This is a genomic window from Rhodococcus sp. IEGM 1372 (genome assembly GCF_030056835.1).
GTDB lineage: Bacteria > Actinomycetota > Actinomycetes > Mycobacteriales > Mycobacteriaceae > Rhodococcoides.
In genome coordinates, this window is sequence record NZ_JASHKS010000018.1 from 55,917 (window position 1) to 72,218 (window position 16,302).

The 16,302-nt window shown below is 65.2% G+C and carries 15 protein-coding genes; all 15 read left to right on the top strand.

Annotated elements, in window-relative coordinates; genetic code table 11:
- Positions 1–61: 61 nt before the first annotated feature.
- The 15 genes from argS (at position 62) to QM590_RS15820 (ending at position 16,300) form a co-directional block, all read left to right on the top strand.
- Positions 62–1,714, top strand: a complete 1,653-nt coding sequence (gene argS, locus QM590_RS15750; RefSeq protein ID WP_269595642.1) for an arginine--tRNA ligase — start codon at positions 62–64, stop codon at positions 1,712–1,714.
- On the top strand, positions 1,711–3,132 hold the full coding sequence (gene lysA, locus QM590_RS15755; protein ID WP_269595643.1) for a diaminopimelate decarboxylase: 1,422 nt from the start codon (positions 1,711–1,713) through the stop codon (positions 3,130–3,132). Before argS ends, lysA begins: the two co-directional genes overlap by 4 nt.
- Positions 3,129–4,430, top strand: a complete 1,302-nt coding sequence (locus tag QM590_RS15760) for a homoserine dehydrogenase (RefSeq protein WP_094669089.1) — start codon at positions 3,129–3,131, stop codon at positions 4,428–4,430. Before lysA ends, QM590_RS15760 begins: the two co-directional genes overlap by 4 nt.
- Entirely contained in the window at positions 4,427–5,494 is a 1,068-nt protein-coding gene (thrC, locus tag QM590_RS15765) for a threonine synthase (RefSeq protein ID WP_269595644.1), read from the top strand. Before QM590_RS15760 ends, thrC begins: the two co-directional genes overlap by 4 nt.
- Positions 5,495–5,513: 19 nt before the next feature.
- The gene (gene thrB, locus QM590_RS15770; protein ID WP_068048282.1) at positions 5,514–6,446 is read left to right on the top strand and encodes a homoserine kinase; all 933 of its coding nucleotides are present in this window, start codon (positions 5,514–5,516) and stop codon (positions 6,444–6,446) included.
- A gap of 308 nt (positions 6,447–6,754) precedes the next feature.
- Complete coding sequence (rho, locus tag QM590_RS15775; protein ID WP_269595645.1) at positions 6,755–8,866, top strand: transcription termination factor Rho; 2,112 nt, start codon at positions 6,755–6,757, stop codon at positions 8,864–8,866.
- A gap of 198 nt (positions 8,867–9,064) precedes the next feature.
- Positions 9,065–9,298: a 50S ribosomal protein L31 gene (gene rpmE, locus QM590_RS15780; protein WP_008715081.1), complete on the top strand. Its 234-nt coding sequence runs from the start codon at positions 9,065–9,067 to the stop codon at positions 9,296–9,298.
- 97 nt (positions 9,299–9,395) lie between these two features.
- Complete coding sequence (gene prfA / locus QM590_RS15785; RefSeq protein ID WP_068048269.1) at positions 9,396–10,472, top strand: peptide chain release factor 1; 1,077 nt, start codon at positions 9,396–9,398, stop codon at positions 10,470–10,472.
- Positions 10,473–10,578: 106 nt separating this feature from the next.
- The gene (locus QM590_RS15790) at positions 10,579–11,397 is read left to right on the top strand and encodes an SHOCT domain-containing protein (protein WP_269595646.1); all 819 of its coding nucleotides are present in this window, start codon (positions 10,579–10,581) and stop codon (positions 11,395–11,397) included.
- 34 nt (positions 11,398–11,431) lie between these two features.
- Positions 11,432–12,316: a peptide chain release factor N(5)-glutamine methyltransferase gene (gene prmC, locus QM590_RS15795; protein ID WP_269595647.1), complete on the top strand. Its 885-nt coding sequence runs from the start codon at positions 11,432–11,434 to the stop codon at positions 12,314–12,316.
- 66 nt (positions 12,317–12,382) lie between these two features.
- Complete coding sequence (locus QM590_RS15800) at positions 12,383–13,045, top strand: L-threonylcarbamoyladenylate synthase (protein WP_068048275.1); 663 nt, start codon at positions 12,383–12,385, stop codon at positions 13,043–13,045.
- A 30-nt stretch (positions 13,046–13,075) separates the two neighbouring features.
- Positions 13,076–14,317 (top strand): glycosyltransferase family 4 protein, encoded by a 1,242-nt coding sequence (locus tag QM590_RS15805; protein ID WP_269595648.1) that lies wholly within the window; start codon positions 13,076–13,078, stop codon positions 14,315–14,317.
- A gap of 66 nt (positions 14,318–14,383) precedes the next feature.
- Positions 14,384–14,815 (top strand): Cg1360 family ATP-synthase-associated protein, encoded by a 432-nt coding sequence (locus tag QM590_RS15810; protein WP_188078865.1) that lies wholly within the window; start codon positions 14,384–14,386, stop codon positions 14,813–14,815.
- A 390-nt stretch (positions 14,816–15,205) separates the two neighbouring features.
- Positions 15,206–15,982: a F0F1 ATP synthase subunit A gene (atpB, locus tag QM590_RS15815; RefSeq protein ID WP_094632788.1), complete on the top strand. Its 777-nt coding sequence runs from the start codon at positions 15,206–15,208 to the stop codon at positions 15,980–15,982.
- Positions 15,983–16,060: 78 nt separating this feature from the next.
- Positions 16,061–16,300 carry an ATP synthase F0 subunit C gene (locus QM590_RS15820; protein WP_008715092.1) on the top strand — a complete coding sequence of 80 codons (240 nt, stop codon included), beginning with the start codon at positions 16,061–16,063 and terminating at the stop codon, positions 16,298–16,300.
- Positions 16,301–16,302: the final 2 nt, after the last annotated feature.

The window sequence follows — 16,302 nt, forward strand, 5'->3', positions numbered from 1 at the left end:
TCGCCGGCAGACGGGCAGTGGATGCGAGGACGCCGCGCACCAGCCAATAGGATAGCTACCTGTGACTCCCGCCGATCTTGCCGAACTGCTTCACGCGACCGCCGCGAAGGTGCTTGCCGACCGCGGCCTGGATGCATCAGTCCTCCCTGCGAAGCTGACCGTCGAGCGTCCTCGCAATCCCGAGCACGGCGACTACGCGACCAACGTGGCACTCCAGGTCGCGAAGAAGGCCGGAGCCAACCCCCGCGACTTCGCCGGCTGGCTCGCGGAGGCTCTCGCCGCCGACGCAGCCATCGCCGACGCCGACGTCGCAGGCCCCGGATTCCTGAACATCAGGCTGGCCGCTGCAGCGCAGGGCGAAATCGTTGCCCGCGTGCTCGCCGAAGGCGCGGCCTTCGGCAGCGGTTCCTCGATGACGGGCAAGAAGGTCAATCTCGAGTTCGTCTCGGCCAACCCGACCGGTCCGGTGCACCTCGGAGGTACCCGGTGGGCAGCCGTCGGCGATGCGCTCGGTCGCATCCTGACCGCCCATGGTGCGGAGGTCACTCGCGAGTACTACTTCAACGATCACGGCGCACAGATCGCCCGCTTCAGCCGATCCCTGATCGCCGCGGCCAAGGGTGAACCCGCTCCGGAGAACGGCTACGCAGGCGAGTACATCGCCGAGATCGCCGAGCAGGTCCTGGTGCAGGAGCCGGAAGCGCTCGCGCTGGCCCCCGAACCCCAGGAAGAGACGTTCCGAGCCATCGGCACCCAGCTGATGTTCGATCGGATCAAGGCCAATCTGCACGAGTTCGGTGTCGACTTCGATGTCTACTTCCACGAGAATTCGCTGTTCGACTCGGGTGAGGTCGAGAAGTCGGTCGAGTACCTCAAGAGCTCGGGGAGCCTCTACGAGGAGGACGGTGCCTGGTGGCTACGGTCCACCGAGTACGGCGACGACAAGGATCGTGTCGTCATCAAGAGCGACGGCAACGCCGCCTATATCGCCGGCGACATCGCCTACTTCCAGAACAAGCGGCAGCGCGGCTTCGATCTGTGCATCTACATGCTCGGAGCGGACCACCACGGATACATCGGACGGCTCAAGGCGGCCGCAGCTGCGTTCGGAGACGACCCCGCGACCGTCGAGGTGCTGATCGGCCAGATGGTCAACCTGGTGCGCGACGGCGTGGCCGTGAAGATGAGCAAGCGTGCCGGAACCGTCATCACCCTCGACGACCTGGTCGAAGCCATCGGCGTCGACGCCTCCCGGTACGTCATGATCCGGTCGTCCGTCGACTCCAGCATCGACATCGACCTCGCTCTGTGGGCGAGCGCCAGCAACGAGAACCCGGTGTACTACGTCCAGTACGCCCACGCCCGCCTGGCCTCACTCGCGCGCAATGCCGCCGAACTGGGAATCGTTGCTGATGAACCGGATCTGAGCCTGCTCACCCACGAGCAGGAAGGCGAGCTGATCAGGACGATCGGCGAGTACCCGCGCGTGGTGTCCAGCGCTGCCGAACTACGCGAACCACACCGGATCGCCCGCTACCTCGAAGAGCTGGCGGGTGCTTACCACCGCTTCTACGGTGCGTGTCGAGTACTTCCACAAGGAGACGAGGAGCCCGGACCTGTGAACACCGCACGACTGGCGTTGAGTAACGCGACCCGGCAGGTCCTGGCCAACGGCCTCGAACTGCTCGGGGTCAGCGCACCGGAGCGCATGTGAGCGCACATCCGGCAGGACCCAAGCATGCCGACGCCCCCGCGAAGCAGTCGATGTCCCATCGCCCGGCCGACGCGTCGGAGATGACGACGCTGCCCGAGCAGGTGTGGCCCCGCAACGCCGAGCGTGGTGAGGACGGAACCGTCCGCCTCGCCGGAGTGTCGGTCACCGATCTCGCGGAGCAGTACGGCACACCGTTGTTCGTCATCGACGAGGACGACTTCCGTTCGCGCTGCCGTGAGATGGCCGCCGCATTCGGGGCACCCGAACGAGTTCACTACGCCTCCAAGGCTTTCCTGTGCGGCGAGATCGCACGCTGGGTGGCCGACGAAGGGCTCTCACTCGACATCTGCTCCGGCGGCGAGCTGGCCATCGCGTTGGCTGCCGGATTCCCGGCCGACCGAATTGCCATGCACGGCAACAACAAATCGGTAGCCGAGCTCGAGGCGGGCGTGCGCGCAGGCGTCGAACATGTGGTACTCGATTCCAACATCGAGATCGACCGTCTCGACGGCGTCGCCGGTGCGGCCGGTGTGGTGCAGGACGTTCTCATTCGCATCACCGTCGGTGTCGAGGCGCATACCCACGAGTTCATCGCCACCGCGCACGAGGATCAGAAGTTCGGATTCTCGCTCGCCGACGGCTCTGCGCTCGACGCCGTCCGGCGCGTGTTCGCTGCCGACAACCTTCGCCTCGTCGGACTGCACAGTCACATCGGTTCGCAGATATTCGAGGTCGACGGCTTCGAGTTGGCAGCGCACAAGGTCATCGGTCTGCTGCGAGACATAGTCTCGGAGTTCGGCGTCGACAAGACCGCGCAGATCTCGACACTGGACCTCGGTGGCGGCATGGGTATTTCGTACGTGCCGAGTGACGATCCGCCGCCGGTGGAGCAGCTCGCGGCGAAGTTGACCACCATCGTGGAGACCGAGTCCGCCGCAGTGGGTCTACCGGTCCCGACGATTGCCGTCGAGCCGGGCCGCGCCATCGCCGGACCGGGCACCGTCACGCTCTACGAGGTCGGCACGATCAAGGACGTCACCGTCGACAAGTCGACGCGTAGGCGCTACATCAGCGTCGACGGCGGCATGAGCGACAACATCCGAACCTCGCTGTATCAGGCCGAATACGACTGTCGGCTGGTCTCGCGCACGAGCGATGCCGAGGCCGTCGTGGCTCGGGTTGTCGGAAAGCATTGCGAGAGCGGCGACATCGTCATCAAGAACACATGGATGCCGGCAGACGTCGGGCCGGGTGACCTGCTCGCGGTAGCGGCCACCGGGGCCTACTGCTACTCCATGTCCAGTCGCTACAACCTGCTGACGCGGCCCGCTGTGGTTGCGGTCAAGGACGGGCACTCACGCCTGATCCTGCGGCGGGAAACCATCGAAGATCTGCTCAGCTTGGAGGTTCAGCCATGACATCGAAGCCGATAGGCGTCGCCGTACTCGGACTCGGAAACGTCGGCAGCGAGGTCGTTCGAATCCTCACCGAGAACGCTGACGACTTCGAGGCGAGAGTAGGTGCGCCACTGGAGATTCGGGGCATCGCTGTGCGTCGGGTCGACGGCGATCGTGGAGTTCCGGCCGAGCTGCTCACCGACGATCCGGCCGAGCTCGTGGGCCGCGACGACGTCGACATCGTCGTCGAGGTTCTCGGCGGCATCGACATTCCCCGCAAGCTGGTGCTCTCTGCCCTGGAGAAGGGCAAGTCCGTCATCACGGCGAACAAGGCTCTGCTGGCCGAGTACACCGGGGAACTGGCCGACGCGGCCGAGAAGTCGCGTGCCGACCTGTATTTCGAGGCCGCCGTGGCCGGAGCCATTCCCGTGGTCCGCCCGCTGATGCAGTCTCTCGCGGGTGACCGTGTGAACAAGGTTGCCGGCATCGTCAACGGCACCACCAACTTCATCCTCTCGGCCATGGACGAGACGGGCGCGGACTACGCCGAAACCCTCGCCGAGGCAGGGCGTCTGGGCTACGCCGAGGCCGACCCGACCGCCGACGTCGAAGGCTACGACGCTGCATCGAAGGCCGCCATCCTGGCGTCCATCGCATTCCACACGCGGGTCACTGCCGGTGACGTCTACCGCGAGGGCATCAGCAAGATCACCTCGGATGATCTCGAAACCGCGAAATCCCTGGACTGCACCATCAAGCTGCTGGCCATCTGCGAGCGGATCGTCACGCCCAAGGGCAAGGAGCGAATCTCTGCTCGGGTCTACCCCGCGCTCGTTCCGCTGAACCACCCGTTGGCGTCGGTGAACGGTGCGTTCAACGCCGTGGTCGTCGAAGCAGAGGCCGCCGGCCGCCTGATGTTCTACGGCCAGGGTGCTGGCGGAGCGCCGACCGCGTCCGCAGTACTCGGCGACCTGGTGATGGCCGCTCGCAACAAGTTCTACGGCGGACGGGGCCCACTCGAATCCAAGTACGCCAAGCTCAAGGTGGCCCCCATGGGTGACATCCTCACTCGCTACTACGTCAGCATGCAGGTGGCCGACAAGCCCGGCGTTCTCGCCACCGTGGCGGCCGAGTTCTCCAAGCGTGACGTCAGCATCTCCACGGTGCGTCAGCAGGGCTCGGGTGACGGAGCCAGGCTCGTCGTCGTCACGCACCTCGCGGCCGACTCCGCACTGTCCGACACCGTTGCATCCCTCGAGCAGCTCGACGTCGTCGTTCACGTCGCCAGCGTTCTCCGATTGGAAGGCACCACCGTATGAGCGTCCACACCCCCTGGCCCGGTCTGATCGAGGCATACCGTTCGCGTCTGGCGATCGGCCCGGATTGGAAGACCGTCACGCTGCGCGAGGGCGGCACCCCGCTGTTGCCGGCCGGGCACCTGTCCGAACTGACCGGGTGCACAGTGCATCTCAAGGTCGAGGGACTCAACCCCACCGGCTCCTTCAAGGACCGCGGGATGACCATGGCCGTCACCGACGCGCTCGCCCGAGGTCAGGAGGCCGTTCTCTGCGCCTCGACCGGCAACACCTCGGCCTCCGCAGCTGCCTACGCGGCCAAGGCCGGAATGAGCTGTGCCGTCCTGGTTCCGCAGGGCAAGATCGCCATGGGCAAGCTCGCTCAGGCAGTCATGCACGGAGCCAAGATCATTCAGGTGCAAGGCAACTTCGACGATTGCCTCGAACTGGCCCGCAAGACCACGGCTGAGTTCCCGACCATCGGTCTGGTCAACTCCGTCAACCCCGTCCGCATCGAAGGCCAGAAGACCGCGGCCTTCGAGATCTGCGACGCCCTCGGCGACGCACCGGACATCCACGTACTGCCGGTCGGCAACGCAGGCAACATCACCGCGTACTGGCGCGGTTACTCGGAGTACTTCCGTGACGGTCTCACCACGCGCAAGCCGCGGATGCTCGGAGTCCAGGCCGCGGGCGCTGCTCCGCTGGTTCACGGTGAGCCGGTGAAGGATCCGGAAACCATCGCCACCGCGATCCGGATCGGCTCGCCCGCATCCTGGAACGGCGCCGTCAACGCCAAGGAAGAATCGAACGGAGCATTCCGCGCCGCGACCGACGAGGAGATCCTCGAGGCGTACCGGCTGATCGCCAAGACCGAGGGCGTGTTCGTCGAGCCCGCCTCCGCCGCCAGTGTCGCCGGGCTCCTCGCAGCTCGAAAGGAAGGCTGGCTCGAACCGGGCCTGACCGTCGTGTGCACGGTCACCGGAAACGGCCTCAAGGATCCCGATACGGCGCTGTCGGGAATGCCTGTCGTAGAACCCATTTCGGTCGATCCCGTCGCTGTCGCGGCTGCGCTCGAGCTGGCCTGAGTTGACGGAATCTCCGGCCATGACGACGACACTCCCCATCGGGCTCACGGTCACCGCGCGCGTCCCGGCGTCCAGTGCCAACATCGGACCCGGATTCGACAGTCTCGGAATCGCTTTGGGGCTGTACGACGAGATCGAGGTCACGACCACCGCGTCGGGACTGCGGATTCACGTCGACGGTGAGGGTTCGGCGGACGTGCCGTGGGGACCGACGCATCTGGTCGTACGCGCCATCGAGCGGGGACTCGAAGCTGCCGGAGTGTGGGCCGACGGCCTGGATGTCCACTGCCGCAACGTGATTCCTCACTCCAGGGGACTCGGTTCCTCGGCGTCGGCTGTGGTCGGGGGCCTTGCTGCCGCCAACGCACTGGCCGCGAAAGTGGATCGGTCGCTCGCGCTGTCGGAGGGTCAGCTGGTCCAGCTGTCATCGGAATTCGAGGGTCATCCCGACAATGCGTCGGCGAGTTGCCTCGGCGGTGCGGTGGTGTCGTGGAGCGAACCGCCCAATGCCAGTGTCACGGCGCGGAAGTACGCAGCCGTGCGGCTGGAGGTGCACCCGAGCATCAAGGTCGTCGTGCTCGTACCGTCCGAACGCTCGTCGACGTCGCACACGCGGGGACTGTTGCCCGAGTTGGTGCCCCACCGTGATGCGGCGTTCAACGTCAGCCGCAGTGCACTCGCGGTCGTGGCGCTGACCGAGCGCCCGGATCTGTTGATGTCCGCGACGGAGGACCTGCTGCATCAAGGTCAGCGCGCCCAGGCGTTACCCGACACGACTCGCTGGATAACCACCTTGCGCGCGCGGTCCATCGCGGCCGTGGTGTCCGGTGCGGGACCGACGGTCATGGCGCTGTGCACCGAGGAGTTTCCGGCCGATCTGCGCGAGGCCGCATCGGCCGAGGGGTGGCGGGTGCTCGACCTGGACGTGGCCGACGGAGTCACCGTCGCGTGACAAACGCGGCAGTAGGGTTCTTGCCGAGTGGGGACAACGGCGCTATGGTGAACCCTGTCCGTACATCGTGCGCTTCAGACGCCGGTTTCGTCAGGGCATTCAGGTCGCTGTATTCGGGGGATTCAAACGTCCGAGTGATGTGACGCTCCTGACTCGATCCTTCCCGTGGTTCTCTGCGGTCCGGATCGATGGTGTCGTCGACGGGGTGCGTCGAACATGAACGGCAATATCCGAGCTCGGCAGAACGCCGAACTGCGGAACGAACCCTCGGCTGCGCATCGAGCGAGCGAGGGAAGGAAAGGACCTCCGTGACCGATACGGAACTTATCTCTGCGCCCGAAACGTCACGCCGACGTGCTGGCCTGTCCGGAATGGTTCTCACCGAGCTCCGCAGCCTCGCTGGTGAACTCGGTATCAAGAGCGTTTCCGGGATGCGCAAGGGCGATCTGATCGCTGCGATTTCCGAGCGTCAATCGGGTAGCGCACCGGCCAAGACGGACGCACCGAAATCCGACGCACCCAAGTCGCGTCGCGCCGCTGCATCCGCGCCGGTCGTCGAAGATCGGCCCGCAGCCGAGGCGGCACCGAAGCAGTCGGCTCCAGAAGCGCCGTCCTCGGACGCGCCGGCGACGCAATCGGGCGATTCTGCCGATGCCGCACCCGAGACGGGCCGCCGAACACGCGGACGTCGTGCCGCAGGTCGGCGAGCCGGTGCTCCCGAACAGCTCCCACTCGACGACAGCAACGATTCGGCCGGATCCGCTCCCGCGGCGACCGATTCGCCCGCAGTCGCGCCGCAGGCGGAGAAGCCGGACGAGACCGGCGACAGCGCCGCCGCCGAGCGCCCACGCCGTAGTCGCGGCGACCGCAACCGCCAGGACGGGTCGGAACGCGAACCCCGTGACGCCGACGGCAACCGCGACAACGCGAACCGCGACTCCGGAAGCCGCAATCAAGGCGACCGGGACGGCTCCAACCGCGAGAACGGCAACCGTGACAACGGAAACCGCAATCAGGGTGACCGCGACAACCGCGACGGTGGCGGTCGTAACCAGGGCGGACGCAATCGCAACCAGGGCGACGGTCGCAACGACAACCGCAACGAGGATCGCAACAACGGTCCGCGCGACAACCGCGACAACAACCAGGACGACGACGGCGAAGGCCGCGGACGTCGGGGACGTCGGTTCCGTGAGCGCCGTCGCGGACGCGACCGTGGCGAAGGCAACGACGGTGGCGGTGGCCGCGAGCGCGATACCGAGATTCGCGAGGACGATGTTCTTCAGCCGGTAGCCGGCATCCTCGATGTTCTCGACAACTACGCGTTCGTCCGTACCTCCGGCTACCTCGCCGGACCCAATGACGTTTACGTGTCGATGAACCTGGTTCGCAAGAACGGCCTTCGCCGCGGCGACGCGGTGACCGGTGCGGTTCGGGTGGCACGCGAGGGCGAGCAGTCCAGCCAGCGGCAGAAGTTCAACCCGCTCGTGCGTCTGGACACCGTCAACGGGGGAGAGGTCGAGGCCGCGCGCAAGCGTCCGGAGTTCGGCAAGCTCACCCCGCTGTACCCCAATCAACGGTTGCGTCTCGAGACTCAGCAGAACATCCTGACCACGCGCATCATCGACCTGGTGATGCCGATCGGCAAGGGTCAGCGCGCACTCATCGTCAGCCCGCCCAAGGCAGGCAAAACGAGCGTCCTGCAGGCCATCGCCAACGCGATCGCCATCAACAATCCCGAGTGCTACCTGATGGTCATCCTCGTCGACGAGCGTCCCGAGGAAGTGACGGACATGCAGCGCTCCGTCAAGGGCGAGGTCATCGCGTCGACGTTCGACCGGCCGCCGGGCGACCACACCGCGGTGGCCGAGCTGGCGATCGAACGGGCCAAGCGTCTGGTCGAAGCCGGCCAGGACGTGGTGGTTCTGCTCGACTCGATCACCCGTTTGGGACGTGCGTACAACAACAGCTCGCCTGCATCGGGCCGAATCCTGTCCGGTGGTGTCGACTCGACCGCTCTGTACCCGCCGAAGCGGTTCCTCGGCGCGGCTCGCAACATCGAACACGGTGGTTCGTTGACGATCATCGCCACGGCCATGGTCGAGACCGGATCCACCGGTGACACCGTGATCTTCGAGGAGTTCAAGGGCACCGGCAACGCCGAGCTCAAGCTCGATCGCAAGATCGCCGAACGCCGCGTGTTCCCGGCAGTGGACATCAACCCGTCGAGCACCCGCCACGACGAGTTGCTCCTTGCTCCCGACGAGGCCGCCGTCGTACACAAGTTGCGGCGCGTGCTGTCCGGACTGGACTCGCACCAGGCCATCGACCTGCTGGTCGACCGTCTGAAGAAGAGCAAGAACAACCTCGAGTTCCTGATGGAAGTCTCCAAGACTGCGCCGGGCGGGGCGAACGACTGACAATTGTTTCCCGGATCTTTCGTCCGGGGAACAAGCCGACAGGTGCGCGCGTTGTAAGCATCTGTCGGCACAGAAGTACCGGCGATTAGCAGGTCAGATGCACGCTCTGGCATAATCAACGGCCGAGTCCGGTTCCGGTTCACGTCTTCGATCGGCGAAGACGACCCGGCGACCACTAGAGAGAACGGTAAGGACACCATGAAGGCAGGAATTCACCCCGACTACACACTGACGACAGTCGTCTGTGGTTGCGGCAATACTTTCGAGACCCGAAGCACCACCGACAAAGAGCGCATCAGCGTCGAGGTCTGCTCGCAGTGCCACCCCTTCTACACCGGCAAGCAGAAGATTCTCGACACCGGCGGTCGCGTCGCTCGCTTCGAGGCTCGCTACGGCAAGCGCGCCGGCAAGAAGGCCGACGCAGACAGCTAGCTGTTTCGCCGACGCCCGTCCTGTGCATCACAGGACGGGCGTCGGCTTTTTTGTGTCCACATTCAGTTGCACCGGCGTTCGAGAGTGAGTCATCAACATGGCGAGAACAGACAAGCCTTCGGCCATCGACGACATCCTCGCCGAACACTCCGGACTCGAGCAGCAACTCGCCGACCCAGCTCTGCACAACGACCCGTCCGCGGCCCGCAGAGCAGGCAAGAGGTTCGCCGAACTGGCCCCCATCATGTCCGCGCACACCAAGCTGACCTCCGCGCAGGACGACCTCGAAGCCGCGCGTGAGCTCGCCGCCGACGATTCCTCGTTCGCGTCCGAGATTCCCGAGCTGGAGGCGACCGTGTTGCACCTCGAGCAGACCCTCACCGACCTGCTCGCACCACGCGACCCGCACGACGGCGACGACATCGTGATGGAGGTCAAGTCGGGGGAGGGCGGCGAGGAATCGGCGCTCTTCGCGGCCGATCTCGCGCGGATGTACGTGCGCTACGCCGAACGCCGCGGGTGGCGGGTCGAGGTGCTCGACGCGAACGTCTCGGATCTGGGCGGATACAAGGACGCGACGCTGTCGATCAAGACCAGGGATCCCCTCGACGGCGTCTGGGCCCGGCTGAAGTTCGAGGGCGGCGTCCACCGCGTGCAACGGGTACCGGTGACCGAATCGCAGGGGCGCGTGCACACGTCCGCGGCCGGCATCCTGGTGTACCCCGAACCCGATGAGGTGGAAGAGGTTCAGATCGACGAGACCGATCTGCGCATCGACGTCTACCGCTCGTCCGGCAAAGGTGGCCAGGGCGTCAACACCACCGACTCCGCAGTCCGAATCACGCACCTGCCGACCGGCATCGTGGTGACCTGTCAGAACGAGCGGTCTCAGCTGCAGAACAAGGCACGCGCGATGCAGGTACTTGCAGCTCGCCTGCAGGCAGCCGCAGAAGAAGCGGCCGACGAAGAAGCATCGGCAGGCAGGGCCAGCCAGGTGCGCACCGTCGACCGCTCGGAGCGGATCAGAACCTACAACTTCCCCGAGAACCGCATCACGGACCACCGGATCGGCTTCAAGGCACACAACCTCGACTCACTTCTGGACGGCGAGATGGATGCGTTGCTCGACGCGCTGGCCAAGGCGGACCGCGACGCGCGCATGCAAGCAGAGTAGCTGCGGCACATAGCTTTACAGATTTCGCCGGGCTGCTGCACCGAAAGGTGCGATACCCTGGCGGCCAGGTTCGACCCCGCAACAGCGCCCGAGAGGCACACCAGACATGAACCAGGCCCTGACCCCCGCAGGCGAGAACGCCGTGTCCGAGCTGTCCTCGCGCTACGGCATCTCGACCGATGCCGTCCGCACGATGCTCGACGCCGTCAACAACGGCCGCGGCAGCATGGCTCAGTTCAACATCCCCGAGCTCGGCGGCAGTGGGCAGTGGATGCGCGGCGGAATGACCATGGTGGGCAACATGTTCGACCACGGACTCAAGAGCCGGGTCGACGGCCTCTGCCGAGACCTGTCGGCGGTGCTGTCGCAGCATCAGGTGTACCCGCCCAGGGGGACCGGCAGCAGCTCGTTCGGTGGCAACTCGTTCGGCGGCGGCTCGTGGTGGCCGTCGGACCTCGGTGCGCCGAGCTCGAGCGGTGGCCAGAACGGCTCGCAGTACGCAGTGTTCCCGGGATCTCGACGCCTCGCGGTGTTGGTCGGCGGCGAACTGGCCGTGTACGACACTCTCGATCACTCCATCGGCGGAGTCCAGCAACAGCAGGGCGGTGGACCGGGCTCGCTGGAGTTCACCAGCCAGTACGGCACGTTCACTGCTGGCAGCCTGCCTCGAGTCGATCAGCAGTCGGGCGGGACGAACTCGCAGAACCAGTCGACGCCGCAACCCGCTCCGCAGACCTACGCGCAACCGTCCTCGTCGCACCAGTCTTCGCAGTCCTCGAACCATTCGCCTCAGGGCATCCCGTCAGGTGTGGACATCTCCGACATCACGGCTGCGATCGAGGCTCTCGCGGGTCTGCACGCGAAGGGCTTCCTCACCGACGACGAGTTCCACGCCAAGAAGTCGGAGTTGCTGGGACGCGTGTGATCGGGTTGTCGGTGCCTCGTGGCAGGCTGTTCGAATGAGCCGCAAGCCGTTACGCCTGGCCATCCTCGAAGCAACGTCGATGCTCGACGCTGCCGGTGTGCCGAGCCCACGGGTCGATGCGGAGCTGCTCGCCGCACACCTCGTCGGCGTGGACCGCGGCCGTCTCGGTCTGGTTCCTCTCGTCGAACCCGAGGTCGTCGAGGCGTACTTCCGAACCGTCGAGCAGCGCGCGAAACGTATTCCGCTGCAATACATCACGGGAACTACCTCGCTGGGCAACATCGACGTCGAAGTAGGGCCGGGCGTGTTCGTACCCCGGCCGGAAACCGAACTGTTGTTGGCCTGGGCACTCGCGTTTCTCGAAAACGTCGACCACCACCCGCCGGTGATTCTCGATCTGTGCACGGGCTCGGGGGCACTGGCACTGTCGATCGCCAACGCCCGGCCCGATGCCGTCGTCCATGCCGTCGAGCTCGACCCGTCGGCGTTGGCATGGGCCCGGCGCAATGCCGACCTGTGCAGCGGCCACGGCGATACCCCGATCACGCTGCACCACGGCGACGTCACGGCACGAGATCTGTTGACCGAACTCGACGGCGCTGTCGACATGATCGTCGCAAACCCGCCCTATATCCCGGAGGGGGCAGACCTCGATCCCGAAGTGATCGATCACGATCCGCACATGGCGCTGTTCGGCGGTTCGGACGGACTGTCCGTCATCGAACCGATGATCGGCAACATCGCCCGCTGGCTTCGGATCGGCGGCGGCGTCGCTATCGAACACGACGACTCCAATGGCGGCGAGGTGGCGGCGCTGCTGTCTCGGCGACGAGTGTTCACCGAGGTCACCGCGCATCCGGATCTGGCGGGTAGGCCCCGGTTCGTCGTCGCCGCACGGGCGCACCCGGCCCAGGCCTGACGACGGGAACGGCAGGCGGGCGACACCTGACATCACTTCGTTATCGAAGGTGGAAGGATAGGTGCCGTGAGTACCGTCTACGACTGCCGTGAAGCCGACGCGCGCACTGCTGGATTGACCGCTGCCCGCGGTGCCCTCAAATCCGGCCGACTGGTCGTCATGCCTACCGACACCCTGTACGGAATCGCAGCCGATGCATTCGACGGCAGCGCTGTCACGGATCTGCTGCGCGCCAAGGGCAGGGGCCGCGATATGCCGGTTCCCGTGCTCGTCGGTTCCTGGAACACCATCGACGGCCTGGTTCAGAGTGTCCGGCCACGCACCCGAGATTTGATTCGCGCCTTCTGGCCCGGTGCGCTGAGCATCGTCGTGCAGCAGGCTCCGTCCTTGGCCTGGGATCTGGGCGACGCCCAGGGCACCGTCATGCTGCGGATGCCGCTGCACCCGGTTGCGCTAGAGCTGTTGCGCGAGGTCGGCCCCCTCGCAGTGTCCAGCGCCAACATCTCCGGCAGTCCACCCGCCACCACCGTGACGGAGGCTCGGGATCAACTCGGCGGCTCGGCCGCGGTGTACCTGGACGGGGGACCGGCCGACCACGCGGTGGCGTCGACCATCATCGATCTGACCAGTGATCGAGCACGAATTCTGCGGGTCGGTGCCATTCCCACCGAGAAGATTGCCGAGGTTCTCGGTGTCACCGCCGAAAGCCTGGTCCCGGGAGCGTCCTGACATGGCTGTCCATCCCGCACGCCTCCGCGCATGAGCGTCACTCGGGGAGGCATCCTTGACGAAAGTGTCGACGTGCTCGCTCAGTCGAATCTGGGTGCAGGCGTACCGATTCGCGAACTGCTCCTGGTGTTCCTCACCGCAGCGGTGGTCACGTTCTTCGCCACCGGCGGTGTTCGTGTGGCGGCCGTCAAGTTCGGTGCCGTCGCGGTTCCTCGTGATCGTGACGTCCACGTGCAGGCCACCCCGAGGCTCGGGGGAGTGGGCATCTACGTGGGGATGCTGGCTGCGTTGCTCTTCGCGTCACAGCTGCCTGCACTGGCTCGCGGATTCGACGTCGCCTACAACCGCGACATTCCGGCCGCACTGGTTGCCGGCTTCGTGATCGTGCTGGTCGGCGTCATCGACGACCGATGGGGTCTGGATGCCCTGACCAAGTTCGTCGGCCAGGTGACGGCGGCCGGGGTCCTCGTCATCATGGGCGTGAGCTGGGTCGTGCTGTACCAGCCGTGGGGAGGCGAGCCCGGTCAACCCGGCAGCACCCTGGTGCTCGACCAACTGCAAGCCGGACTGGTGACCGTTCTGATCACCGTCGTGATCGTCAATGCGATGAACTTCGTCGACGGACTCGACGGGCTGGCGGCCGGTCTGGGGCTCATCTCCTCGGTGGCGATCTGCATCTTCTCGGTGGGGTTGCTGCAGGAGCAGGGCGGCGACGTCGGTGTCTACCCACCGGCGCTGATCGCGGCGGCATTGGCAGGCGCGTGCCTGGGGTTTCTGCCGCACAACTTTCAGCCCGCTCGCATCTTCATGGGCGATTCGGGATCGATGCTCATCGGTCTGACGCTTGCCACCATCTCGACCAGCGCCTCCGGGCGGATCCCGTTGACGGCGTACGGCCCACGCGATCTGCTGGGTCTGCTGTCGCCGCTTCTGCTGGTCGGAGCCGTGATGCTCATTCCGATCCTCGACCTGCTGCTGGCTGTCATTCGCCGGACCCGGGCCGGACGGAGTCCTTTCAGCCCCGACAAGATGCACCTGCATCATCGGTTGCTGCAGATCGGACATTCGCATCGCCGGGTGGTGCTGGTGATCTACCTGTGGGTCGGTGTCCTCGCCTTCGGGGCGGTCGGGTCGTCTCTGCTGGACCGCCGAATAGTGGTGCTTCTGGTTGCCGCAGGTCTGGTGTTCGCGCTGGTCGTCACTGCTGTGCCGACGCTGCGGGTGGACCGATCGCAGGGCTCGGAACCGCGAAGCGCTCGACGGGGCGGCTGATCCCGTCGGCTGTTCGCGGACGCGTGCTGGGTACCCTCGACAACTGTGACCTTCACTCCGCAGTCCATGCCCGACCAATTCGCCCCGCTTCGCGCCGCGGTTCGATACGGACTCATCGGACTGGTGGTGCTCACGGTGGTGAGCGTCGGAATCGCCGTCGCGGCGGCCGGAACGCCTGGTCTGTGGGGATCCCTCATCGGTGTTGCCATCGGCGGAGGCTTCGTCATCACGACGGCGTTGTCGGTGGCGCTCACCACGCGTTTTCCGGCCTCGGCAGTCGGAGCACTGCTTCTCGGCGGTTGGTTGGTGAAGATGGTGATCGCGCTGATCGTGCTTGTCGCACTCAAGGACGCCGACTTCTACAACCGGTACTCGTTGGGGCTGACGATTCTGGGAGCGCTCGTGGTCGTGCTCGGTGCGGAGGTCTTCGGGGTCGTCAAGACGAAAGTCGCCTACGTGGACAGCGTTCCCACCGAGGACAAGACCGACGATCGGTAGTACGACAGGCTGTCGTAATCGGTTAAGCTGAGGGCCGCCTACACAACGTCGTAGTTCTGTTGATAAAGTTTGCATCAAGCGGTGGGCAAGACTGGGACGAAAGAGACTTTTTCCCCGGACTGGACCCCCGCAGGTAGCAGTCAGCGTGAGCTTCCTTACAGTAGGCCCGGAGTCAACGACTTCGGCAACGTAAGGTTCCGCCCTGAGAGTTGCCGAGTCGACGTGAGTCGCCGACACCCGACAGACGCTTGGCCGATGAAGACCGGGCCTCAGCCTCTGACGATTGCGAGCCGATTTTCGTCGACTTGATAGATCGTCATTGTCCGATCGAACCGCAGTCGTTACCCGGCTGCGGCCCGAACACGGGAGAGACCGCTGAGCGTCACCACCCTGGCTGCGGAATACAGTCCGCCGTCACTATCCGATTTCTTTCCTCCCGCGGTGCTGTTCGAGGGGACCCCGTTCGAGCTCGACAGGCTGATGCTCATCCGCATCCTGATGTCGGCGATTCTGATCATCTTCATGGTGGTTGCCCTCCGCAGCCCGAAGATCGTTCCGCGTGGTCTTCAGAACGTCGGCGAGATCGCTCTCGATTTCGTTCGGATCCACGTCGCAGAAGATGTGCTCGGTAAAGAACAGGGTCGTCGATTCCTGCCCGTCATCATGACCATCTTCTTCACGGTGTTCGCGGTGAACGCGAGCGCCGTCATTCCGTTTCTGAACATCTCGTCGAATGCCCGCATCGGTCTACCGATCGTGCTCGCTGCGGTCGCGTACGTCGCGTTCATCTACGCAGGTGTCAAGAAGTTCGGTGTCGGGAAGTTCGTCAAGGGCACCATCGTCATCCCGGGCATTCCGCCGGCGATGCACGTGCTGCTGATCCCGCTGGAGTTCGTCTCGAACTTCGTACTCCGTCCGTTCACACTGACGGTGCGTCTGCTCGCCAACATGCTGGCCGGCCACATCATGCTCGTGCTGTTCTTCAGCGCGACCCAGTTCTTCCTCTTCGAGGCGTCGGCCGGGCTGAAGATCTTCGCAGCACCCTCGCTCATCATGGGCTTCCTGTTCACGATGTTCGAGATGCTGGTGATCTTCCTCCAGGCCTACATCTTCGCGCTGCTCACGGCGATCTACATCGATCTGTCGCTGCACGCCGACTCGCACTGACCGACCAACTGACCGAACCAGCTACACCGCCACCTCCGACACCCGGATGTGGACCGAAGAAAGGGAACGGAAAACCCAATGAGCCTTGAAGTTCTGGCCCAGGCGCAGGAAATCACCGCAAGCGGATACGGCGCCATCGGCTACGGCCTCGCAGCCATCGGCGGCGGCATCGGCCTCGGCCTCGTCGTCGCCAAGAACATGGAAGCAACCGCTCGTCAGCCCGAGCTGGCCGGTCAGCTCCGTACCACCATGTTCCTCGGCATCGCATTCACCGAGTCCCTCGCCCTGATCGGCCTCGTCGCCGGCTTCATTCTCTGAGA